The organism is Coprococcus intestinalis, assembly GCF_023656595.1.
Lineage (GTDB): Bacteria > Bacillota > Clostridia > Lachnospirales > Lachnospiraceae > Coprococcus_A > Coprococcus_A intestinihominis.
The window spans coordinates 45,339-67,210 of sequence record NZ_JAMOKJ010000001.1 but is presented as its reverse complement, the minus strand read 5'-3'; the positions used below and the strand labels follow the sequence as shown (position 1 = coordinate 67,210).

Sequence of the window (21,872 nt, the reverse complement as noted above, 5' to 3'; positions counted from 1 at the left end):
GGAGAATATTTTATGCAGAACGAAATTTATGATGAGAAAAATGGACTTACTTATATGTTATGTGGTGATTATTATTTGCCAGAATTGGCACTTACAGATATCGAACCAACTTATGGGAAATATGGGATGCTTCGTAAAAGCTATTTACAGGAACACAGAAAGGCAAAATATCAAATATTGTTGTTACAAGGAAAACTTGTCGAGCATTTGAATCAGATTGATGCAGAAGCAAGGGATAGAGAAGAACAATTAGTAAAACAGATGATGGAGAAACAAGGAATTACAGAGAAATTAAAAACGCAGGACAACATGGAATGGACAAGGAGGATGAATACCCTTTGTCATGATGCAGAAGAGATGATTTTGACGGAAATGATATACACGAAAGGATAATGAACTGTATTGGATAGCAAGAATTTTGCAGCCCGGATAGCAAAAAAGTGGAAGTCCGGATGGCAAGATTCTTGCTATCCGGAAAGATAAAAAAGGGAGGGATTAAAAATGTTGGTTAAGTACATAATAAAAGTGTTTTTATATTTAATTCTTGCAGTAATGACATTGATTCACTGGTTATTAAAAATTCCGATGATATTGGGAAATATTTTGCTTTACTTTTTATCAATTATATTTATTATGACAGGTGTTTTGAGTTATGGATTTGCATTGGAATCTGCAAGAGAATGTGGTCGAATGATAATAATTGGGATGGCATTTGGTGCAATACCAGACTTTATCCCATTTTTGGGAAAAAGTTTAGAGACATTGGTTGCAAAACTGTTGAGTATGACAAATGAATGAGAAAGTCGATATGAAAGAGGGCTGTGAAAGGCGCTCTTTTCTTTTTGCAACTGTGGAATGGCAAGATAATAACGTTATATACAGTGTATATTGAGTAAAGATATTGTATTTCTGCATGATGGGAACATAGGGAGTCCATATAAAGGCTTTGAATACCGGTCATGATGGCTCTTTGAGTACCGGTCATGCCAATTCTCCGCAGGATATGCTGTCAAGACTGGAGACAATGGCTTTATTTGCCTCGGATATACCGATTCAGGCAATCCGCAAGCAGATTGCTTCTTCTATTGACATTATTGTGCAGCTGGAAAGATTAAGAGACAGATCAAGAAGAGTGACGGCGATTACAGAGGTATTGGACTGTACAGAGGATGCCTATATTTTGAATCCGATATTTGAGTTTCATGAGCAGGATAATCTTGTGATGGAGAACAGTTCTTACGGTGATATTCCGGAAAGGGTTGTCGGTCAACTGGAGCGAACAGGCTATCATTTGATGCACAGGCGTAAATTGCATGCAGCGGCCCTTGAGTCAGCGGAGATTTAGAGATGAATGAAAAACAAAAATTGTTGATTTCTGACAGTTTACAGGGCGTTCTTTTGGGATGTCTGATCGGATGGCTCTGTTACAGAAGCGTCATTACCAGTCTTTTGGGGATTATGATCGTTCCGTTTTACATAAAGTATAAAAGGCGAATTAGGGAGAAAAGCAGGAAGCAGATGTTATGGCATGAGTTTAAAGATGCGGCGGCCATGCTGTACAGCAGTACGGCTGCAGGTGGCACCCTGGAAAAGGCGCTGAGAGATACTTGCTGTGATATGAAGACTTCAGACAGCAGTTATCAGGTGCTACTTCCGGAATTTGAAAGAATCTGCATGCATCTTGATCAGAACCGATCACTGGAAAGTGTTCTGGAAGATTTTGCAGTGAGAAGTGAGGATGAGGATATTGCGTACTTTGTGCGTATTTTGACGGTAGCAAGAAAAAGCGGCGGTTCACTGTCATCTATCATCCGTCATACTGCGGATACAATGAATTTGCGAATGGAAATTAACAGTGAGATAGAGACAATTCTGGCAGGAAAAAGGGGAGAATGGCGGATTATGCTGATCGTGCCACCGGGGATTTTATGCTATATGAATATGTGCTCGTCGGAATATATGAATATTCTCTACACTGGGTTGACGGGAAGGCTGGTGATGACAGCAGCACTGATGGTCTATGCGGCAGCCCTTTGGACAGGTCATAAGATTTTGGATATTCATGTGTAGGAGGTGGAAAAATGCAGTTTTTCTGGTTTGGTGCAATATTACTTTGTGCGGCATTATTGCCTGTTTTTCTGGCAGAAAACTGGTGCCGTCGGCATAAAGTAAAGAAAATTTTTCCTGTGCCAAGAGGTATGGGATGGCTGCAGAGAACGGCTGTCTGGTTGTTGTGTCACCTGCCGGATACAATCAGCTGTTCAAGATGGCTGACAGGGTGTTCGGAGGACATCGTCGGAAAACTTTATCCGGGGATGAAAAAGGAGAAGTTTATCAGGCAGCATGTGATTCGAAAGATGATGGTTGGGTATGGCGGCATGCTGGCAATCCTGGCATTTATGATGATCTATGGTCTTTTGAATCAGACGCCGGAATTAAGCGGTAATAATCTTCAAAGGGATGATGCCGGAGGCAAGAGTCGGGACGTTCAGGTATCTGCAGAGATAGAGGGTGTGACAGAAGAAAAGTCGCTGACAATTACCGTTGAACCGAGAAAATACAGTCGGTCTGAGCGGGAAGCATTGATGCGGGATGTGAAAGCTTATATTGATGCATGTCTTCAGGGGGATAACTCCGATCTGCAGCATGTGAATCGGCCGTTGTTTTTTCCATCTGATTTTCCGGGGGAGAATGTGACGATTGAATGGCAGCCGGAAGATTACAATCTGATCCGACAGGATGGCTCCTTGGGTGAATTGTCAGGGTATCAACTGCCGATAAAGACAAAGGTAACTGCGGTGATCATCTATGATCAGGAAAAGGAATTTTACAGTAAAGAAATCTGCCTGACTGTACCGGAGAAATCAGATGAAGAAGTGTTGGATGAACAGATTCGGGAGGCCGTTCAGGCAGCAGATCAGGGATCGTCAGAGAAACTTACGCTGCATCTGCCGGATTCTGTGGGCGGACGGGTTGTTGAGTGGAAGTATCAGAAACAGTCACAGGCGGGAACTATACTTTTTATAGCCTTTTTGTTTTTGGCAGGCTGCATATGGTATCAGGATAATAACCTGAAAAAAAGACTTGAGGAGAGAAATGAACAACTTTTGTATGCGTATCCTGGTTTTGTTCACAGAATGATCCTGATGTTGGGAGCCGGCATGACGGTAAGGAGAAGTTGGAATCGGTTATTGGATGATAATGAGCGATTGGACAGCGGTCATTTAAAAGAAGATTGGTTGTACAGAGAGATGAAATATACAAGAATTCAGATGGAGTCAGGCGTGCCTGAAATACAGGCCTATCTGGAATTTGGACAGAGGATGGAACTGCAGCAGTATAAGAAGTTTTCTCAGCTGCTGATCCAATATATTAAACGTGGCAGTAAAGGCATGCAGGCGTTAATGCAGCAGGAAGCGGCGGAGGCTGAAAAGCAGAGGCGAGATCTGGCCAAACAGTTGGGAGAAACAGCAGGAACGAAGCTATTGATGCCGATGATGTTATTGTTGATCATTGTGTTGTTGATTGTTATGGTGCCGGCATTTTTGTCGATGTAAAGCGGGGAGTGTGTGGAATGAAAGATTTATGCAGAAGATTCTTTTATGAAGAAACAGCAGTTGGTGTTGTTGAGATGATATTGATTCTGGTGGTACTGATCGGACTGGTCATTATATTTAAACAGCAGCTGACATCTATTGTAAATTCTATTTTTAAGAAAATAACCAGTCAAAGTAATTCTATATGATGAAGAAAGGCGTTATGACGGTTTATTTTAGCCTTGTCTTTATGCTGGTGATGTCGTTTCTTCTAGTGCTTCTGGAATCAGACAGGCTATATATTTTGAGGACGGAAGGAGAACGATATGCTGATATGGCTGCGGAGATGGTATTTGCAGGGTATATACAGCCTTTGGCGGATTATTACAGTCTTTTCGGTGTGAACCATGGAGAAAAGAACAGTCAGCTTGAAAAATTTGATGATTATCTCAAGTTAAATATAACAGGAGAGGGAAAGACAAAAAGGCTGTTTCAGGTGGCTGGTGCGATTGAGGAAGTTGAGGTTGATGAATGGACCGGTTTTAAGGATAATGATTGGAAAGCACTGATGGAGCAGGTGAAATTATACGAAGAGGCGAGGACAATTCAGAGAGGCAGTGAGGAAGTGAGTCGTTTCTTTTCGGATTTGTCAGGGATGGATACAGACGAACCCGTTGGTGATTATTGCAGGCAGTTAGAGTCAAAGGGAGAAAGAATGGAGGCGGAAGAACAGGAAGCGAACAAGAAAGATAACGGGAATATGCCAAAGGATACAGAGATTCAGATGGAGGATCCGAGAGGCGGAATTACAAGATGGTTTAAAGGCGGTCTTCTGGAACTTGTTATGGGGGATCAGGCGGTTTCAAAGCAAAAAATAAGCACAGCAAGATGCTCATGGCAGACCTCGGAGGAGAAAAAAAGCAATGTCATTGTTCGATTTGATCGGTATAAAGAAGTAGCGGAAGCGGTAAAAGGTCAGAATCTTTTGTCGCAGATACAGTCGGGAGTAAAAAATCAGAGTGATCAGATGATTCTGAACATGTATATATATGATCAGTTTAAAACATTGCGAAACAGCCGGCCTTCCGGAAGATCAAAAGATACCGCTTTGAATTATGAGATAGAGTATATTGCCTTTGGTCATGCTTCAGACAGAGAAAATCTGGAAAGTGCCGTGACAGCATGTTTTACGCTTCGGACGATTTTGAATCTGGCTTATCTGTATTTAAGCCCGGATAAAGATGCAGATCTTCAGCGGGTTGTGCAGGGGCTGTCTGCAGCAGGAATGATTCCTGTAGCGGGAGAGGTGCTGAAATTATTATTAATGATCTGCTGGGCTTCGGCAGAGGCGGCCGTGGATTGTGCAGGGTTGGCAGAGGGCGGAAAAGTCCCTTTAATGAAGGACAGAAATACATGGAATATGTCCGTTGAACAGCTGCTGCATGCTGCCGCAGGCGGCGGAAAAGCCTCCGAATATTTCAAATCAGGTACAAAAGGATGGGATTATCATCAATATCTGATGTTGTTTTTAATGCTGACACCGACAGAGAAAAAAATCATCAGAATGACACAGCTGATAGAGAACAATGTGTGGCTGATGAAAGGTTATGAAAACTTTCAATTGAAAAATTGTGCCGTAAAGGCCAGCTTTTCGGGAAAAATCGATGTGAAGCCATTTTTTTGGAAATATCCGCAGAAGATACAGTATCGTTTTCATACAGAATATGCTTATTGATTTTACGGAAAGGAGGCGAAGAAGAATGCTCTTTTTTTACAAGTCACACACACCTATTTTCTCATACACGGGACACTTTAAAAAAATATATAATGCAGTCAAATGCACGATCCCAACCCAAATTTTAAAAAAAGGTGTTCAGTGGAAGAAATATTTAAAAAATAAAAAGGCAATCGGAGAAACAGATAACAGTAAAAAAAGAGCAGTCTCCTTCGCCTCCTTTGCGGGCAGTCTGACTGTGGAGGCGGCGCTGATCCTGCCGATATTTCTAAGTGCTATGCTTTTATTATCAGGTTTGTTTCATGCGATGTCTGTCTGCAGTCAGGTGAATCATTATTTATGTATGACAGGAAGAAAAATAGCTGCGTACAGTCGATCTGAAAAAGGTGTGGATCAGGGAACCTTATATCAGCTGTTTTATTCGGAAATAGGCGGGAGCGGTATAGACAGCGATGATATAGCAGGCGGATATGCAGGCCTTATTCCGAGGGCAGAATCGTCTGAACAAGGGCATCTGCTGAAGCTGTCCATCCGATTTGGTATAAGAATGCCCGGATATTTGCTGCCGTCACGAACAATTTGGACTGTGGAAACCGTTTATATACGGCCGTGGACAGGGGAATCTGCGGAAATGTACAGCGGTGCAGGTGAATATGGACAATCAGGACAGGTTTATGTGGCTGAAAATGGTTCTGTTTATCATAGAGATTTATCATGTACGTATCTTGCTTTGTCCATTCATGCCTGTTCGATGTCATCGGTTCAGCATTTAAGAAATCAATACGGAGCGCGTTATGTGCAATGTGAGAGATGCGGACATGTAAGTGATAAAAACCAGACAGTTTTTATCACCGATATGGGAACCGCCTGGCATACGGATCGCCATTGCAGCGGGTTGAAACGAACAATGGATGGCATGAGTCAGAAGGAGGCAGAGCAAAGCGGTCTTCGGCCATGTTCACGATGTGGAATGAGTGGAGGTGGAGATGCTTAGTGCGTGCATGATATTGCTGCTATATCCATTGATAGCGGATATAAGAAAAAGCAGATTTTATATAGGACCGGTGCTTATTTGCACTTTGATACTGATGGGAATTGGTATTGTAAGGGGAAAAATAACACTTTTTTCAATTTTAACAGGATGGATTCCCGGAATGATGATGGTTATGATGAGTCGATGGACAAATGGAAAAATCGGAGAAGGGGACGGCATTGTTGTCGCAGCAATGGGGATGCTGATCGGCTGGTATGAGATATTGCTTCTGTTTTCTCAGGCGTGTTTTCTAAGCGCCGGTTATGGACTCTGGTTGATGGTTGTAAGAAAAAGCGGAAAAAACAGAGCTTTCCCGTTCATCCCTTTTTTGTTTATGGCTGTACTGTTTTTTTCGTTTTTCGGGCGATGAAAGGAAGGTCCTTATGAGGAAGGTTGAGGGGAGTATGACAGTTGAGGCATCATTGCTTATGCCGATGGTAATCTTTATTCTTGCAGGTCTATGCTATAGCTTTTTCTTTATGCATGATTATATTGTAATGCAAAATGAGGGGTATCGGCGGACAGAAGCAGAATTATGGCATCGTGAGACAGAGGAAGATATGCCGGTGTTTATGATGTCGGTTTTGCTGGATGGATCCGGAAAGAGCATATTGCAGCAGGCGGCGGACTGGGTGAATCATCAGTCCCGTGCGCATTTGGTTCTTCAGGGAGAATTGAAGATCCCTGTACCCGGCATACAAAGCTGGACAGGAGGTGTGCTGAAGACCAGACAGGAAGCGGATGCGATAAGGGTAGATTATACAAGAGACAGGGTGTTGGCGGCATTAAAAAGAGAACAGTAAAATGAGAAGGTGAGTGCATGGAAATAGTTTATAGCGGGGATGCTTTTCATACATATATGGTGATCAGCAGTGAGGAATGGGGGGAAAACGAAGATGAAGAAAAGATGATGAGCAATCAGAGTGCACAAGTGCTTCTTCCCTTTCAGGTACAGAGATTGAATGATAGAAAAAATTACTGCTACGATATCAGCGGACGGATGGAATTTCGAAGCTATATTGAAAGAAAGCAGGCTGATCGGTCAATGATTAAAAGTGTTATCCGTTTTATAGCTGGGTTGGATCAGGCCGTTGAGGAATATCTTCTGATGCCGGACGGCTTATTATTGCAGCCGGAATGCCTGTATCTTGAAATGCCGGAAGAGAATCTGAGAGCGGCCTATATTCCGGGAAGAAAAGAAGATTTTTCGAAACAGTTAAAAGAATTGACAGCATGGCTGTTGGAAAATACATATCATGAGGACAGAGAAGGTGTTTTACTGGCTTACGAATTATATAAAAGCGTTCAACAGGAGAACTTTTTGCCGGGACGGCTTAAGGAACTTCTGAGAAAAGAAAAGAAGGAAAATGTCCAAGGAGAATTGGATATGGAAACCAATAAAACCTTTGTTGAAGAAGCAAGTGATAAGGGGCAGCAGAGAGAAGAAGTCGATGCCGACAGTAAAGAACCGGCAAGCAAGAAGCTTATACAGGGGAAGAAAGCAATAGCATGGAAAATTCTGTCGGGTATTGCGATTGGCGCAGCTGTTGTGTCTTATATTTGTGGCTGGACGGGGAAGCTGTTGCAGACGGCCGGAATGACAGTATCCGCAGAGTGGGTGACGGCAGTTTTTATACTCGGGGCAGGAATCAGTGTATTATACCGTCTATTGAGTAGGCGAACAGGTCCGAAAGAAGTGAACGTGGAGAAAAGAGATCCGGATCATCATGACTTGTTTGAGGGCGGTGGTGTGTATGCTTTTACGGATGAAACGGGAGATGATATTTGGAATACAGATGAGAATAAAACAATGCTGTTATCGCGTTCGGAAAATCAGATAAGACTGCTTAGCCTTGATAAAAAGATTGCGCCGGATTTAGTGTTGGACAGATTCCCCTGTATGGTTGGCAGTCTGCAGGCGGAAGATATATATGTGATTCCTGTCAGAGGAATAAGCAGGAAGCATGCAAGGATTGAAAAAACAGAGAAAGGCATTTATTTAATGGATCTGAATTCGACAAATGGAACACGAATCAATGGAGAAGAACTGAAGAAAAATGAGAAAAGAAGGTTGATGGCTGAAGATATTATTGAATTTGCAGGTGTTCGCTATATGTTTTGCTGATTGAGGCGAAGACTGAAAGGCAGAGGGGGATTATCATGAGAAAAAGACATTTATTAAAAAAAGCAGGAACATCGTTGATCGCAGCAGCGTTGATGCTGTCTTGTACAGCATCTGCATATGCTCAGGAAAAAGAATCAGGGGCAGCAGAAGATGCACTGGAAGCATCAGACGTTATTGATATTACGAAAAAAGGGTCTATTACTATTTATAAATATGATATGACATCAGCAGAAGCGGCGGGGGTATATACGGAAGGCAGTCATCAGGCAACCGGTGAGGCGGATCCGGCACTACAGGAGATAATGTCACCGTATGCAGTTGAGGGTGTGGAATTTTCATATTTGCGATGCGGGGATATAGAGACGTATAGTTATAATGGAGGAGCCGCTGTGAAACTGGTCTATGAGATACCGGAAGAACTGCGTCGTATACTGGGTTTAAAAGAGGCAGATGCTGTTTCTATGTCGGATGAAAAGGTTTCTTCGCAATGTTTGCATACAGGCGTATGGCATTATACGAGTCAGCAATTGAATGATGCATTAAAAAATGGACTTGAAAATGAGAATATTAAAACGAAGAGTGCACTTGAAAATTATTTAAACACATCTGAGAAGTCAGAGAAAATGACCTTAACAGACCAGTTTGGATACACCTATGCGGATAAACTGCAGACGGGATTGTATTTGATCGCGGAAACAAAAGTGCCTGAACAGGTGACGGCAACCTGTAATCCTTGGCTGGTATCATTGCCATTTACCAATGAAGGCGGTGATTGGAATGATGAAAAAGGCGGAGAAAAATGGCTTTATGATGCGGTATGCTATCCGAAAAATCAGACAGGCAATCCTACATTGGATAAGCTGGTTAGACAAAGCCCTGACTGCGGTGGGGACGGTGGTTATGATTCAACAGAAACCGTATCAGAAGGGGATGTTCTGGATTATCTGCTTGTGTCAAAAATACCACATATCACAAGTCAGGCAACATGGCTGAAAATGTATACATTTAAAGATACATTGTCAAAGGGACTTACCTACAATAAGGATGTCAAAATAGCTTTATACAGCCATGAGGAAGATGCGATAAACAACAAAACAGAAAAGGCAGAGGCAATTTGGACAACTAATGAATTTACGCAGAGTGCATTGAAAGATGGAAAAAGCGGACAGACGGTGCTGACTATTTCTATTACGGATAAAGGCCTGGAGAAGATGAATTATCCGGAACAGGGCTTTTCTGATTATTATATGGTGGTCTATTATACAGCAAAAGTCAATTCTGACAATACAACTGTACTGGGAGATGATGGAAATGAGAATGATGCTGTACTGACCTGGAAGCGTACGTCCGAGAAATACTTTAATACATTGGAAGATCGATGTGTGGTTTATGCCTTTGGTTTAAATTTAAATAAGACTTTCTCAGATGGCAAAGGAAATGCGGCAAAGGCGGCTTTTACACTTTTTAATAAGGACAATCAGGTCTATGTTGTGGCTGAAGAAGCTGCGGGCGGCACATATTATGTGACAGGAAAAACAAACATGAAGGAGCAGGCAACAATTTTCAGACCTGCAGAATCCGGAAAACTGCTGATCAATGGCATTGAAGGTGATAACTATCAGTTGACGGAGTGTTCAACTGATAACGGTTACAGTATTCTTAAAGAAGGCATTATGATCACAATCAATAGTACAACAGAGACCATTATTCCGTCAGTGGCCGGGACAACAGGTCTTGAGGCTGCGACGGATGCAGGGCAGGCGATCAATAAAAACTATAACGGCGGAATTGTGGATGCAGAGGGTGTCAATGTTTCTGAAAGCAAAGGTGTTCAGCGGCTGGAAAATGCCAATGGTCGGACAATTGGCAAAACAGATATGTATGAGGGGGATAAGATCAGTGCATCAGCCTCTGTAGATGGTATTGATGCAGCAATGAGTGATGCAGATGGATCCGTTAATGCACGTGTGAATCTGAACATCCTGAATAGTAAAACGTTTTTATTGCCGCAGACAGGCGGTACAGGTTTATATGCGGCAACCATTATCGGGGCAATTGCAATCGGATTGGGATTTGTACTGACAAGAAAGAAGAGACAGCAGGCTTAGAGATGCGTTATGGGACGAAAGAACAGAAAACGATTTGAATGGGTACCGTATTTGTGTATTGCGGCAGGTCTATTATGTATGCTTTATCCTTATTGCAGTGAATATATTTTTCAGAATAGAACAGCTTCTGTTATTTCGACCTATGAGCGTGCCTCAATGGCGTTGGAAGAAAGTCAACATCAGGAGATGCTTGAGCAGGCACAGCGCTATAATGAGTATTTGGCCGGCAGCCAGGAAAAATTGACAGATCCGTTTCAGATGAAAAAGGGTGAGGCCAATGATCTGATGTATGATCAATTACTGAGTACAGGCGGCTCGGATGTGATGGCTTATATCGAAATTCCAAAAATCAATGTTATATTGCCGATATACCATGGAACGTCATCACAGGTCTTGAGTAAAGGGGTCGGACATCTGGAAGGCACGTCGCTTCCGGTAGGCGGTCAAGACACGCATACAGTTTTAACCGGGCATACAGGGCTTGATCAGGCCAGGCTGCTCAGTGATTTAAATGAAATTGAAGAGGGGGATGTATTCTGCATTTATGTGCTGGGAGCGTGTTTAAAATATCAGGTGTTTGATGTTGAAACGGTCCTTCCGGATGATACAGATGGTCTGCAAATCATAAAAGGTGAGGATAGAGCAACGTTGGTAACGTGTACACCATATGGAATTAATACGCATAGACTTCTGGTACATGGGAGGAGAATGGAAGAAGGTTTTGCAGATGTTGAGGCTCCGGGTGAGAAGATCGAACACAGCAGAGATTCACAATGGCAGAAACGATATCAATACGCAGCTTTGATAGGAGGTCTTTTGATTATAGGTATTATTCTGCTTTTTTCACAGGATATTTTAAAAATTGCAGGCATTTGTCTGATGATATCAGGAACATTTCTATTTATATCACCTGAACTTATGCAGACCGCTCAGAAAGTGAAGATGCAGATTGTGATTCAAACCTATGAAAAATCAGAAGAAACGCAGAAACAACATCAGGAGGAAAGTGCGCTGTATCAAAAAATGGTTACCTACAATCAGACAATTTATCGTGAGCAGCAGAAAGGACTCGACAATTTAGGCGAGGATGGGGCAATGGAGAACTTTGAAAATGAAATGATCGGGGTCCTCGAGATACCTGCTATGAATCAGGATTTTCCGCTTTATGCGGGTGCAACAGCAGAGCATATGTCGGAGGGCGTGGCCGTGATGAAAGATACATCGCTTCCAGTTGGCGGAGAGGATACAAATTGTGTGATTGCCGGACACAGAGGATATAACAGAAGTAAGACATTTTTTAAAGATATAGAATACCTATCTGCGGGTGATCGGATATATATTAAAAATTCATGGGAAGAATTAGTCTATGAAGTGGAGAAAATCGATATTGTAACGCCAAATGATGTAGATGCAGTAAAAATTCGGCCCGGAAAGGATATGGTGACATTGTTGACCTGTCATCCGTATGGTTCGAATGGAAAATATAGATATCTGGTTTATTGCAGCAGAGTTAAGGACGCAGGGAAGGATGACCGTAAGAAGGAAGTATCTTATGCTTATAAAGATCATATTGTTGCTTCGGATGGACAGATTTATTCGTTATCATCAAAAGATATTCAGAAAGAAAAATATTTTAGATGGTTATGTGCAATTATTTTGTTTTTGATAATGGCAGCCATGAAAATAAAAGATATGTGGAGGAAAAGGAGGCAGACATAGATTGCGAAGAAAGAAAAGAACAGGAATATTGACTTTTTTGGTTTTTCTCATTTTTGTTTTTTCCATGGTTGTTTGGGCGTCAGATGGAATCGAAGGAGAACGGATGGATACAGAAGATACAGAGACAGAAAGGGTGATTCGGGAAAGTGAGGACAGGGAAAGTCAGATCCAGGAAGAATCTGAAGGCATAGCCGGTGAAACATTTACGGAAAACGATGTGGAAACAGAAACAGGGATTGAAGATTCCTATGTGTATGATGGAGAAGTTTTCTCGGAAGTGAATGAATACAGCGCACGTGCGGTGACAAAAGGTAAAATTGATTATACATATTGGGCGATTCATCAGGGAGCAGGTTTTGGAAATATTCTTGAGGATGGACGTGACCTTGATCATGTCGGATGTATTATGCTGAAGGTGGGAAATACCTGGAAAACGGCTTACTGTGTCCATCATAATGCTGATTTGAAGGGTGGCCATGAATATGCGGATACAGCGTCATATTTGACAGATTCGAATAAAAAGAGACTGACAGGTCTGGCTTTATATTATGGTTTTCGTTTTTCTGGTTGGAATCCGGATAAAAAAACTGTTCCGGGGGATAGCGATAAAGGAAAATATACAGCAACGCAGGTGATGATATGGATGATTGAAAGAGGCTGGTATACGTATGATGCGAATACATATGCTTTTCAATTGAATACAAAGGCAATCAATGCAGCAAAGAAAATCTGTGATAAATCGGATCAGAGCCCTGTCGGAAGTTCCTATGACTATTTTAAAACGATATATAGTAAAATGCAGACATTTGGTACAGTGCCGTCTTTTACTTATCGGAGTGAGAACAGTGCGCAGGTCAGGAATATGGGGTATGACTTTCAAACAAACCAATATGTTCTCAAACTGACGGATACGAATAACGTTTTATCCATGTATGATGTCAGTGAAGTGCCGAATGGTGTAACAGCCCAAAAGACGGGAAATACACTTAATTTATATTCATCAGTACCAATCACATCTGCGGGGGTGATAAAGTTGTCAAAGAAATCCTTCAAAGCGGAGAAAGCTGTGACTGTGTGGTCAGACCAGACAATAAGCGGTTATCAGCAAATTGGAACTTACAAAGAGCCGGAAACGGCAGATTTGAATACCTATCTGAAGATAACAGCGCAGTCTGTAACGATGACGGCTGAAAAAGTATGGAATGACAGTGATAATATTTATGGGAAAAGGCCATCAGAACTGATGGTAGATTTGTATCGAGGCCAAAGTAAAGGGGATAAAGCTGTGCTTGTAAAAACGGTCATATTAAATGCGGAAAATGAATGGCAGTTTACAGTTTCAGATCTTCCGCAGAAAGATTCCGCAGGCGGACATATTTATTATATGTTTACAGAGCGAGAGGCAGCGGGGTATACAGCGGAGACAACAGAGAGTACAGCCGGGACGCGTCATTGGAAGTTTACGTTCACCAATACATTAAATAGCGGTCATCTGCAGCTGCTTAAGAAGTCATCTGATGAGGCACTTACAGGTGGGAATCCCTGTTATACACTGTTAAATGCAGAATATGGGGTTTATACAGATAGAAACTGTACCAATAGTGTGGGTAATCTGATCACGGGTGAAAGTGGATGGTCCAATACACTGACATCACTTGCTGCGGGAACATACTATGTCAAAGAGAGAAAGAAGCCTTCCGGGTATAGAACAGATGATGCTGTTCATGAAGTAATGATAAATGAGGGTGAGACAACCGTGATAACATTGACAGATGAGCCAATCATCAGCTGGGGACAGTTTCGAATTGAAAAATCAGCATTGGATGGTGCATCAGTATCTGATACAATTCCATTAACAGGAGCGGAATTTACCATTGATTATTACAGAGAAACAGGGGTAACAAAGGAAAACATTTCCGATAAGGTACCATTAAAGACCTGGGTTGTTGCTGTGAAAAAAACATTTGATGGTCAGAACACTTCGTATAAGGCGGAATTAGAGGATACATATCTGATTGCAGAAAAGAGTGACGAACTTTTCAGGGATAGGATGGGGAAGGCGGTACTGCCTCTTGGAACAATTGCAATTCGAGAAACAAAGGCAGCAGAAGGCTATTTGCTGCAGGGGTATGTCGATGATGCTGATGGAAGACGGCTGAACAATTACCCTGGGGAATCAGTTATCATCAATCTGGCAGATGGCGGTGAAAGTGCATCGTTTTTGGGAGAAGACGGATTGAAATACAGTAATCCTGTTTTCAGGGTGACAAATGAATTGCATAAATGTAGTATACAGATTATGAAATCCTCCGCAGATGGAAAGCCGTTGGAGAATGTGATATTTGGTCTGTACGATGAAAGTCGACAGAAAATCCTGGAAAGTCAGACGAGTCAAGATGGTAGGATAATATTTTCGGGGCTGCTTCCGGGGAAATACTGGTTAAAGGAAGAAAAAACAGGAAACGGACAGCAGCTGCTGAAAGAACCAATGGAAATCGTGCTGCCGATGGTATTAACAGAGCAGGACGTTGAAAAACTAAAAATTGATAAAAGTCAGCTGGTCTATGATGAAAATCAGCAGGTATTTAAATTGTATGACAGAATTTTTGAGATATCAAATGCAGGAAATTTAGTATTACCGATGACAGGCGGTGATGGATTGGTCTTACCTGACATTCTGTTTTTGGCAGCCGCTCTGCTGCTGATCGGCGTCTGCTTGTTTGTATATCGTAAGGGGAAAACAACTGCCCGATGAGTATTCGACAATTGTAAGCGAATATGGTATGATTCTTCTATATCATCTGAAAATTCAGGCAATCAATGATGGAGGAAAGTATGCAGCAATATGATCGAGGATATAGAAGAAACGCTTTATGGCAGATGTCACCTGTGAATACATTGATTATTGTGATTAATGTACTGGTATTTGCGGGACTCAGTTTTCTGGGAGATACAACAGATGTCCGATTTATGTATAATCATGGTGCCAGTTTCTGGCCGGCAATTATTGAGGAACATGAGTATTACAGACTGCTGACATGTACATTTATTCATTTTGGAATCAGTCACTTGTTGAATAATATGCTTGTATTGGCCTATATTGGTGATAATCTTGAGAGAGCACTTGGGAAGATTAAGTATTTAATTGTTTATCTGGCAGCCGGTGTGGGATCAAGTGCAGTGTCAGCAGTCTGGAGTATGATGAAAGATGAATACAGTGTATCGGGAGGTGCTTCCGGGGCTATTTTTGGTGTTGTCGGTGCACTTTTGGTTATTGTTATAAGAAACAGAGGACAACTGGAAGATTTAAATAGTCATCAGTTGATGTTGTTTGCCGGATTCTCGATTTATCATGGTGTGATGAGTGCAGGTATTGATAATATGGCACATATCAGTGGTTTTGTGATCGGTGCTTTATTGGGCGGACTTCTCTACAGGAGAAAGCGGTATCGGAAGCAGAATACAAAACGAGCTGCCGGAACCTGGTAGGGATTTTACAGACAGGTGACCGTGATGGGCAGAAACGATGGATTGAACGATTGCAAGTCCAAGCCCGGTGCCGCCTGTCTTATAGGACACAAAAGGCTCAAAAATGTGGGCCTGCTGTTCGGGTGTCATGCCGTTGCCGGTGTCACTGACAGAAAGCATAAGATGATTGCAGTCATCGGAGAAAGCAGATAAGGTAATTTGACCGCCGTCAGGCGAAGCTTCGGCTGCATTTTTCAGAAGATTAATGAGTGCCTGTCGAATCAGTGACAGATCAGCCCGTATGGCAGGCAGATTGGGAGCAATGTGAAGATATAAGGCAATATGCTGTGCGTGCAGAACGGGCAAAAAGGATGTATAAAGCTCATTAAGCAGAGGCTGCAGACTGCATAGTGTCAGTTGGGGCTGACGTGCAGTCCGGTCGTAATTCAGCAGACGTTGGATATCTGAAAGATCATTCTGGATTTCAGTGAAGTCTGAATCTTCTTTCAAGAAATCGTATCGGGCTGCAAGCAGCTGAAGCCGGCTGGAAATCAGTGTCAGAGAATTATTAATTTCATGTCGAAGTGAAGCATTGCCTCTGGTGGAATCGTAAGTCATCTGAAAACCTCCTTTGTGATGATTTAATAAGGAAAAAGTATCTATAATAATAAAAGCCTGTTTCCGCTTTTTTGTGACAGAAAATTAAAAAAAAAGCTGTTAAGATTTTTCAGTCGTGGTAAAATGGAGATTAAGAGCATTGAAAATGCAAAAATATCAGGAGGTAATCAAGATGATCGACAGAGATTGTATTTTTTGCAAAATAGCAGGTGGTGATATCCCTTCATCGACGGTATACGAGGATGAACAGTTCAGAGTACTGTTGGATCTGTCACCGGCAACAAAGGGACATGCCCTGATTTTGCCTAAACAGCATTATGCTAATATTTTTGAGATTGATGAAAACATATTAAGAGATTTGATTGTTCTTGCTAAGAAAGTGGCATCTGCCATGAAAGAAACTTTGAATTGTGATGGCGTGAATATTGTACAGAACAACGGCGAAGCAGCAGGCCAGACTGTGTTCCATTTTCATATGCATATCATTCCGAGGTACAAGGATGATGGTCAGGTAATCGGATGGGAGCCGCATACTTCAGATCCTGAAGTACAGGCACAATTGGCAGAGAAGATTGGTCAGGCAATCCATTAAATAAAAATGAATCATTAGATATAAGCAAAAGCACGACAGAGAAAATGATAATCAGGAATAAACAGTGACTGATCATTTCTGTCGTGCTTTTTAGATTCGGTATTCAGGATCAGACAGAGGCTAACTGATCGATCAGATCAGCGATAATTGGAATTGCCTGATTTTGCTGACTTGATGCCATTTGCTTCTGATAATTCTCACGGTCGGAGTAGACCTGATGAATTGTGTCAAGGAATTTCTCGTTTGTAATCTCTTCTTCAGGGAGAAGATAACTAAAGCCCTGTTTCTGGAAAGATTCTGCATTCAGAATCTGGTCGCCTCTGCTGGCAGCTGCTGGCAGAGGAATCAGAATATTCGGTTTGCGGAGTGCGAGAATTTCACATATGGCATTGGCACCTGCACGGGATATAATGAGATCTGCAGCAGCAAGAAGATCGCGAAGTTCTTCTTTGATGAATTCATACTGCACATAACCGGTCACATTGTTGAGCGATTTGTCAGTTTTGCCTTTGCCGCATAAATGGATCACCTGAAAATCTTTTAATAATTCCGGAAGTACAGCGCGAACTGCTTCATTGACAGCAACGGCACCAAGGCTCCCACCCATAATCAGGATAACCGGTTTATCAGATGTCAGGCCACAGAAATGAAGTCCGCGGCTGCGGTCACCTTCAAAGAGTTCACTTCTGATGGGAGAACCGGAGAGAACAGCCTTATCGGAAGGCAGATACTTAAGCGTCTCTGGAAAATTGCAGCAAACTTTGGAGGCAACAGGGATACAGAGTTTGTTGGCCAGGCCGGGTGTCATGTCGGATTCGTGAATGATCACAGGAATCTTCAGGGCATGTGCAGCGCGGACAACAGGAACGGCAACAAATCCGCCTTTTGAAAAGACTACATCCGGATGAATCTTCTTCAATCGGGAACGTGCCTCGAAATAACCTTTGATGATTCTAAAGGGATCAGTAAAGTTCTTTAGGTCGAAATATCGGCGGAGCTTACCGGTGGCAATTCCGTAATAGGGTGTCTTTGTCTCCATGATCATGCCTTTTTCCATGCCTTCATAAGACCCGATATAGGAAATATCGTAGCCGCGTTTTTTCAGCTCCGGCATCAGAGCAATATTAGGCGTAACATGACCGGCCGTTCCACCGCCTGTTAAAACTATTTTTTTCATAATTCACGGCTCCTTTGTGATGATAATTTATAAAATTATGGTAACTGTTCAGAGCTAACCTCCAAATGCTTCGCATTTTGTCGGTGTGGCGTATCCGCCAAATGGATTTATGTTCAAGAGTGTTCATTCATGCAAGCATGCTTCGCACTTTTGAACATAAATCCGCTTGGCTCTGAACAGTTACAAATTATGCCTGATGGCTGGCTTTGTAAGCCTTTAAGGCCTGAGCAAGCTGATCCGGACATGATGTACCGCGATTACCGCAGTTGATGCCTTCAAGTGTCTTGATGACGTCGTCAACGCTACGGCCAACAACAAGACGTGCAACACCCTGTGTGTTTCCCATACATCCGCCGATGAATTCACAGCTTGTTACGATGTTGTTGTTATCAACTTCAAAATCAATTTCACGGGAACATGTTCTGCTTGTAGCGTATTTCATAATTAAATAACCTCTCTTTAAATATTAATGTATTTTTATTTGGTTTCTAATGCATTATATCAGATAATGGCGCAAATTCAAAGCGGTCTTTGCAGTTTTTGAATGGCCAGATTGTTCTCTTGACTTCCTGCACTTTCATAGTAAAATAGGATTGAAAGTTTGAAAATTTGGAGGATTTCAGAATATGTTAGGTATTATAGGTGCAATGGATCAGGAAGTGAACATCCTGAAAGAGAAAATGGAAGTGAAGAAGATTGATAAGAGAGCTTCCATGGAATTCTATGTCGGGATTTTAAACGGCAAAGATGTTGTTATTGTAAAATGCGGTGTCGGCAAGGTCAATGCTGCTGTCTGCACACAGATTCTTGCAGATTGCTATCAGGTAGAAGCGGTGATCAATACAGGTGTGGCTGGCAGCCTGAGAGCGGAGATTAATATTGGTGACATTGTTGTTTCAACAGATGCACTGCAGCATGATATGGATGCAACAGGATTTGGGTATGAACCGGCTGAGATTCCACTGATGGGTAAGAAGACTTTTGAGGCCGATGCTTCACTGCGCAGTCTGATCGCAGAAACATGTCGTGAAGTGAATCCTGAAATTGGTGTATTTGAAGGTCGTGTTGTAAGTGGTGACCAGTTTATTTCCGATGGCGATGTGAAGGACAGACTGGTCAGAATGTTTGCACCATACTGCACAGAGATGGAAGGCGCAGCGATTGCGCAGGCAGCATGGCTGAACCAGATTCCTTTTGTTATTATCAGAGCAATTTCAGATAAAGCTGATGGAAGTGCACATATGGATTATTCCGAGTTTGAAGCCAAAGCAATCGAACATACCGTGAGACTGGTGGAAGCTGCCGCTGCAAAGCTTGCATAGGTATTATTCCAGCTTCAATAATTCAGTCACGATTTGACGAAGTATTAGGCTTATGGACAGCAATGTCGGGAAGACGACAGGAAAAAGAAAGATTCCGTCAGGTTATGTTGATGAATTGCAAGTGGCAAAGGGCACAATATTGATTATAATTAAGTGCAAATAAAATGAAGGGGGCACTTAATTATGAAAGAATGGATCGTTTTACAGGGATGGCCATTGTATCTTATGCTTGGGATGACTGGATTAGGTCTGTTGGGAAGCATATTGAGCCGTATATTTTATGGAAGGCTTGCAAGAGAGGCACAGTTGTGTGGAACATCGGATTATCCGATGCTGCATTATATAAGGCAGAAGTACAGCAGTTATTATAAGCTGGGTATGCGTCCGGGCAATGCGGAGGCACTTGTAAAAAGATATCTTGCATTACATAGGGTTGGACCGTTGGCATTGTACAGCTGGAATGAAGCAGGGAACTTTATGATGGGTGCCGTTATGCTGACGGGACTTATCCGCGGTATTTACAGATTTCAGGCGACCATGCAGACGGGGCCTGCATTGATGGATATTGGCATAGGACTGGTTCTGGCATTGGGATTGCGGTTGACCGGGAAGATTTTTAGTGTTGAACGTCTGCAGGTGATCACGCTGAATGCGATTTGTGATTATCTGGAGAATTATTTGAAGAGCAAGCTGGACGGAGAATATGGTTATGGTCCACAGACAGAAACACCGGATCATTATGCCCGGGCTTTGAAAGAAACAGCAGCATCCCGAACAAAACCGGGACTGCGTCCGACAACTGTTCGACGGATGCCGGCTGAACGTTCGGAAACGGTCGACAGTACAGTGGATGCGAAGATTGTAGAAGATGTGCTGAAGGAGTTTCTGGGCTGAAAATATAGTCCGAATTATTGATAAATAGTATCTGATTTGGTATGATTAAATAGAATTAATTAAAGATAAAATTGGAGGAAGAAAAATGGCAAATAAGGTTACATTTGATTATTCAAAAACTGCCGAATATATTAGTGAGGGCGAGATAACAGCCATGAAGCGTATTGCGGAGGAGGCGAAGAAGCTTCTTCTGAGCCGTGAAGGCGAAGGCAATGATTTCCTTGGATGGATCGATCTTCCGGTGGATTATGATAAGGAAGAATTTGCACGTATTCAGAAAGCGGCGGCAAAGATACAGAGCGATTCAGATGTCCTGCTTGTTATCGGTATTGGTGGTTCATATCTTGGAGCTAGAGCAGCCAATGAATTCCTGGGACACAATTTTTATAATATCATTCCAAAGTCAATGAGAAAGACACCTGAGATTTATTACTGCGGTAATAATTTAAGCAGTGCGTATATTAAGGGATTGATGGATGTTATTGGAGACAGAGATTTTTCTATCAATATGATTTCCAAATCCGGAACTACAACAGAACCTGCAGTTGCTTTTAGAGTTTTCAAGAAGATGCTTGAAGAGAAATACGGCAAAGAAGAAGCTGCGAAGAGGATTTATTGCACAACAGATAAAGCAAGAGGCGCACTTAAGAGCCTGGCAACAGAAGAGGGATATGAGTCATTTATCGTGCCTGATGATGTAGGTGGTCGTTTCTCTGTTCTTACTGCGGTTGGTCTGCTTCCGATTGCAGTCAGCGGTGCAGATATTGAACAGCTGATGGCCGGCGCTGCATCCATGCGAAAAGTCTGCCTTGAGAATGCCTTTGAAGAAAATGATGCACTGCAGTATGCAGCAGTCAGAAACATCCTTTTAAGGAAAGGCAAGAGTATTGAGATCACAGCAAGCTATGAACCTTCCGTCCAGTATATCGGAGAATGGTGGAAACAGTTATATGGTGAAAGTGAAGGTAAGGATAAGAAGGGAATCTTCCCTGCCTCAGTTACATTGACAGCGGATCTGCATTCCATGGGACAGTTTATTCAGGATGGTTCTCGTCTGATGTTTGAGACAGTACTTTCAGTAGAAGATCCGGGAGCAGAGATTATTCTTGAAAAAGAGGATGTCGATCTGGATGGATTGAACTATCTGGCTGGCAAGTCTGTAGATTTCATTAATAAGAGCGCGATGAACGGTACAATTCTGGCACATACAGATGGACAGGTACCGAATCTGATGGTGAAAATACCGGCGCAGAATGAATTTTATCTTGGTGAGTTATTCTACTTCTATGAATTTGCCTGCGGTGTCAGCGGTTACATACTGGGTGTGAATCCATTTAACCAGCCTGGTGTTGAAAGCTACAAGAAGAATATGTTTGCATTGCTTGGTAAGCCGGGTTATGAAGACATGACAGAAGCTTTATTAAAGAGATTATAAATCATTTTTAAGAGGGCGCAGGGAATGATTTCTCTGTGCTCTTTTCGTGAAGAAGAGAGATTCTCTGACAGCAAAGAAAGTCGGATATTCAATGGAATCAGAGAATATAT

Annotated in this window: 22 protein-coding genes; 19 read left to right on the top strand and 3 right to left on the bottom strand. The window is 42.3% G+C overall.

The window, feature by feature from the left end:
* The first annotated feature begins 12 nt into the window (after positions 1-12).
* The 15 genes from NBH03_RS00315 to NBH03_RS00245 all read left to right on the top strand — a co-directional run bounded on the left by NBH03_RS00315 (position 13) and on the right by NBH03_RS00245 (position 15,745).
* Entirely contained in the window at positions 13-393 is a 381-nt protein-coding gene (locus NBH03_RS00315; RefSeq protein ID WP_250795460.1) for a TnpV protein, read from the top strand.
* Between the two features lie 108 nt (positions 394-501).
* A complete protein-coding gene (locus NBH03_RS00310) occupies positions 502-798 on the top strand; it encodes a hypothetical protein (protein ID WP_250795453.1) in 297 nt (98 codons plus the stop codon).
* 148 nt (positions 799-946) lie between these two features.
* Positions 947-1,345, top strand: a complete 399-nt coding sequence (locus tag NBH03_RS00305; protein WP_250795446.1) for an ATPase, T2SS/T4P/T4SS family — start codon at positions 947-949, stop codon at positions 1,343-1,345.
* A 2-nt stretch (positions 1,346-1,347) separates the two neighbouring features.
* Positions 1,348-2,070 (top strand): type II secretion system F family protein, encoded by a 723-nt coding sequence (locus NBH03_RS00300; protein ID WP_250795441.1) that lies wholly within the window; start codon positions 1,348-1,350, stop codon positions 2,068-2,070.
* Between the two features lie 11 nt (positions 2,071-2,081).
* Complete coding sequence (locus tag NBH03_RS00295) at positions 2,082-3,557, top strand: type II secretion system F family protein (protein ID WP_250795436.1); 1,476 nt, start codon at positions 2,082-2,084, stop codon at positions 3,555-3,557.
* Between the two features lie 17 nt (positions 3,558-3,574).
* The gene (locus tag NBH03_RS00290; RefSeq protein WP_015513604.1) at positions 3,575-3,745 is read left to right on the top strand and encodes a Flp1 family type IVb pilin; all 171 of its coding nucleotides are present in this window, start codon (positions 3,575-3,577) and stop codon (positions 3,743-3,745) included.
* Between the two features lie 14 nt (positions 3,746-3,759).
* Positions 3,760-5,271, top strand: coding sequence for a DUF5702 domain-containing protein (locus NBH03_RS00285; protein WP_250795427.1), 1,512 nt, complete (start codon positions 3,760-3,762; stop codon positions 5,269-5,271).
* A gap of 25 nt (positions 5,272-5,296) precedes the next feature.
* Positions 5,297-6,265 (top strand): TadE family protein, encoded by a 969-nt coding sequence (locus tag NBH03_RS00280; RefSeq protein WP_250795422.1) that lies wholly within the window; start codon positions 5,297-5,299, stop codon positions 6,263-6,265.
* Positions 6,258-6,674: a prepilin peptidase gene (locus tag NBH03_RS16265; protein ID WP_117527324.1), complete on the top strand. Its 417-nt coding sequence runs from the start codon at positions 6,258-6,260 to the stop codon at positions 6,672-6,674. The genes NBH03_RS00280 and NBH03_RS16265 overlap by 8 nt, the downstream gene beginning before the upstream one ends.
* Before the next feature lie 13 nt (positions 6,675-6,687).
* Complete coding sequence (locus NBH03_RS00270; protein WP_215689693.1) at positions 6,688-7,107, top strand: TadE family protein; 420 nt, start codon at positions 6,688-6,690, stop codon at positions 7,105-7,107.
* Positions 7,108-7,124: 17 nt separating this feature from the next.
* Entirely contained in the window at positions 7,125-8,429 is a 1,305-nt protein-coding gene (locus NBH03_RS00265) for a DUF6382 and FHA domain-containing protein (RefSeq protein ID WP_250795414.1), read from the top strand.
* A 35-nt stretch (positions 8,430-8,464) separates the two neighbouring features.
* Positions 8,465-10,537: a SpaH/EbpB family LPXTG-anchored major pilin gene (locus tag NBH03_RS00260; RefSeq protein ID WP_250795409.1), complete on the top strand. Its 2,073-nt coding sequence runs from the start codon at positions 8,465-8,467 to the stop codon at positions 10,535-10,537.
* Positions 10,538-10,546: 9 nt separating this feature from the next.
* On the top strand, positions 10,547-12,256 hold the full coding sequence (locus NBH03_RS00255) for a class C sortase (protein WP_250795406.1): 1,710 nt from the start codon (positions 10,547-10,549) through the stop codon (positions 12,254-12,256).
* Between the two features lie 103 nt (positions 12,257-12,359).
* Entirely contained in the window at positions 12,360-15,011 is a 2,652-nt protein-coding gene (locus NBH03_RS00250) for a SpaA isopeptide-forming pilin-related protein (protein WP_250795397.1), read from the top strand.
* A gap of 80 nt (positions 15,012-15,091) precedes the next feature.
* Positions 15,092-15,745 carry a rhomboid family intramembrane serine protease gene (locus NBH03_RS00245; RefSeq protein WP_215689698.1) on the top strand — a complete coding sequence of 218 codons (654 nt, stop codon included), beginning with the start codon at positions 15,092-15,094 and terminating at the stop codon, positions 15,743-15,745.
* On the opposite strand, the gene NBH03_RS00240 is transcribed toward NBH03_RS00245, so the two are convergent.
* Complete coding sequence (locus NBH03_RS00240; RefSeq protein WP_250795387.1) at positions 15,671-16,342, bottom strand: sensor histidine kinase; 672 nt, start codon at positions 16,340-16,342, stop codon at positions 15,671-15,673. The genes NBH03_RS00245 and NBH03_RS00240 overlap by 75 nt on opposite strands.
* Before the next feature lie 172 nt (positions 16,343-16,514).
* Here NBH03_RS00240 and NBH03_RS00235 point away from each other — a divergent pair, with 172 nt between their 5' ends.
* Entirely contained in the window at positions 16,515-16,934 is a 420-nt protein-coding gene (locus NBH03_RS00235) for an HIT family protein (RefSeq protein ID WP_215689700.1), read from the top strand.
* A 109-nt stretch (positions 16,935-17,043) separates the two neighbouring features.
* Here NBH03_RS00235 and murG read toward each other — a convergent pair whose 3' ends face one another.
* Together murG and NBH03_RS00225 are read right to left on the bottom strand one after the other, a co-directional pair.
* Positions 17,044-18,111 carry an undecaprenyldiphospho-muramoylpentapeptide beta-N-acetylglucosaminyltransferase gene (gene murG, locus NBH03_RS00230; RefSeq protein WP_215689701.1) on the bottom strand — a complete coding sequence of 356 codons (1,068 nt, stop codon included), beginning with the start codon at positions 18,109-18,111 and terminating at the stop codon, positions 17,044-17,046.
* 187 nt (positions 18,112-18,298) lie between these two features.
* Positions 18,299-18,553: a TIGR03905 family TSCPD domain-containing protein gene (locus tag NBH03_RS00225; protein ID WP_215689702.1), complete on the bottom strand. Its 255-nt coding sequence runs from the start codon at positions 18,551-18,553 to the stop codon at positions 18,299-18,301.
* A gap of 184 nt (positions 18,554-18,737) precedes the next feature.
* Between NBH03_RS00225 and NBH03_RS00220 the strand changes: the two genes are divergently transcribed.
* The 3 genes from NBH03_RS00220 (at position 18,738) to NBH03_RS00210 (ending at position 21,762) form a co-directional block, all read left to right on the top strand.
* Entirely contained in the window at positions 18,738-19,433 is a 696-nt protein-coding gene (locus NBH03_RS00220) for a 5'-methylthioadenosine/adenosylhomocysteine nucleosidase (RefSeq protein WP_215689703.1), read from the top strand.
* A gap of 183 nt (positions 19,434-19,616) precedes the next feature.
* Positions 19,617-20,327 (top strand): hypothetical protein, encoded by a 711-nt coding sequence (locus NBH03_RS00215; RefSeq protein WP_250795383.1) that lies wholly within the window; start codon positions 19,617-19,619, stop codon positions 20,325-20,327.
* 85 nt (positions 20,328-20,412) lie between these two features.
* Positions 20,413-21,762 carry a glucose-6-phosphate isomerase gene (locus NBH03_RS00210; protein ID WP_250795381.1) on the top strand — a complete coding sequence of 450 codons (1,350 nt, stop codon included), beginning with the start codon at positions 20,413-20,415 and terminating at the stop codon, positions 21,760-21,762.
* Positions 21,763-21,872 lie beyond the last annotated feature (110 nt).

What these genes read in the sequence shown, in the direction of transcription:
- NBH03_RS00315 (WP_250795460.1), top strand. Translation starts at nt 13, where the DNA reads ATGCAGAACGAAATTTATGATGAGAAAAATGGACTTACTTATATGTTA.
- NBH03_RS00310 (WP_250795453.1), top strand. Translation starts at nt 502, where the DNA reads ATGTTGGTTAAGTACATAATAAAAGTGTTTTTATATTTAATTCTTGCA.
- NBH03_RS00300 (WP_250795441.1), top strand. Translation starts at nt 1,348, where the DNA reads ATGAATGAAAAACAAAAATTGTTGATTTCTGACAGTTTACAGGGCGTT.
- NBH03_RS00295 (WP_250795436.1), top strand. Translation starts at nt 2,082, where the DNA reads ATGCAGTTTTTCTGGTTTGGTGCAATATTACTTTGTGCGGCATTATTG.
- NBH03_RS00290 (WP_015513604.1), top strand. Translation starts at nt 3,575, where the DNA reads ATGAAAGATTTATGCAGAAGATTCTTTTATGAAGAAACAGCAGTTGGT.
- NBH03_RS00285 (WP_250795427.1), top strand. Translation starts at nt 3,760, where the DNA reads ATGACGGTTTATTTTAGCCTTGTCTTTATGCTGGTGATGTCGTTTCTT.
- NBH03_RS00280 (WP_250795422.1), top strand. Translation starts at nt 5,297, where the DNA reads ATGCTCTTTTTTTACAAGTCACACACACCTATTTTCTCATACACGGGA.
- NBH03_RS16265 (WP_117527324.1), top strand. Translation starts at nt 6,258, where the DNA reads ATGCTTAGTGCGTGCATGATATTGCTGCTATATCCATTGATAGCGGAT.
- NBH03_RS00270 (WP_215689693.1), top strand. Translation starts at nt 6,688, where the DNA reads ATGAGGAAGGTTGAGGGGAGTATGACAGTTGAGGCATCATTGCTTATG.
- NBH03_RS00265 (WP_250795414.1), top strand. Translation starts at nt 7,125, where the DNA reads ATGGAAATAGTTTATAGCGGGGATGCTTTTCATACATATATGGTGATC.
- NBH03_RS00260 (WP_250795409.1), top strand. Translation starts at nt 8,465, where the DNA reads ATGAGAAAAAGACATTTATTAAAAAAAGCAGGAACATCGTTGATCGCA.
- NBH03_RS00255 (WP_250795406.1), top strand. Translation starts at nt 10,547, where the DNA reads ATGGGACGAAAGAACAGAAAACGATTTGAATGGGTACCGTATTTGTGT.
- NBH03_RS00250 (WP_250795397.1), top strand. Translation starts at nt 12,360, where the DNA reads ATGGATACAGAAGATACAGAGACAGAAAGGGTGATTCGGGAAAGTGAG.
- NBH03_RS00245 (WP_215689698.1), top strand. Translation starts at nt 15,092, where the DNA reads ATGCAGCAATATGATCGAGGATATAGAAGAAACGCTTTATGGCAGATG.
- NBH03_RS00240 (WP_250795387.1), bottom strand. Translation starts at nt 16,342, where the DNA reads ATGACTTACGATTCCACCAGAGGCAATGCTTCACTTCGACATGAAATT.
- NBH03_RS00235 (WP_215689700.1), top strand. Translation starts at nt 16,515, where the DNA reads ATGATCGACAGAGATTGTATTTTTTGCAAAATAGCAGGTGGTGATATC.
- murG (WP_215689701.1), bottom strand. Translation starts at nt 18,111, where the DNA reads ATGAAAAAAATAGTTTTAACAGGCGGTGGAACGGCCGGTCATGTTACG.
- NBH03_RS00225 (WP_215689702.1), bottom strand. Translation starts at nt 18,553, where the DNA reads ATGAAATACGCTACAAGCAGAACATGTTCCCGTGAAATTGATTTTGAA.
- NBH03_RS00220 (WP_215689703.1), top strand. Translation starts at nt 18,738, where the DNA reads ATGTTAGGTATTATAGGTGCAATGGATCAGGAAGTGAACATCCTGAAA.
- NBH03_RS00215 (WP_250795383.1), top strand. Translation starts at nt 19,617, where the DNA reads ATGAAAGAATGGATCGTTTTACAGGGATGGCCATTGTATCTTATGCTT.
- NBH03_RS00210 (WP_250795381.1), top strand. Translation starts at nt 20,413, where the DNA reads ATGGCAAATAAGGTTACATTTGATTATTCAAAAACTGCCGAATATATT.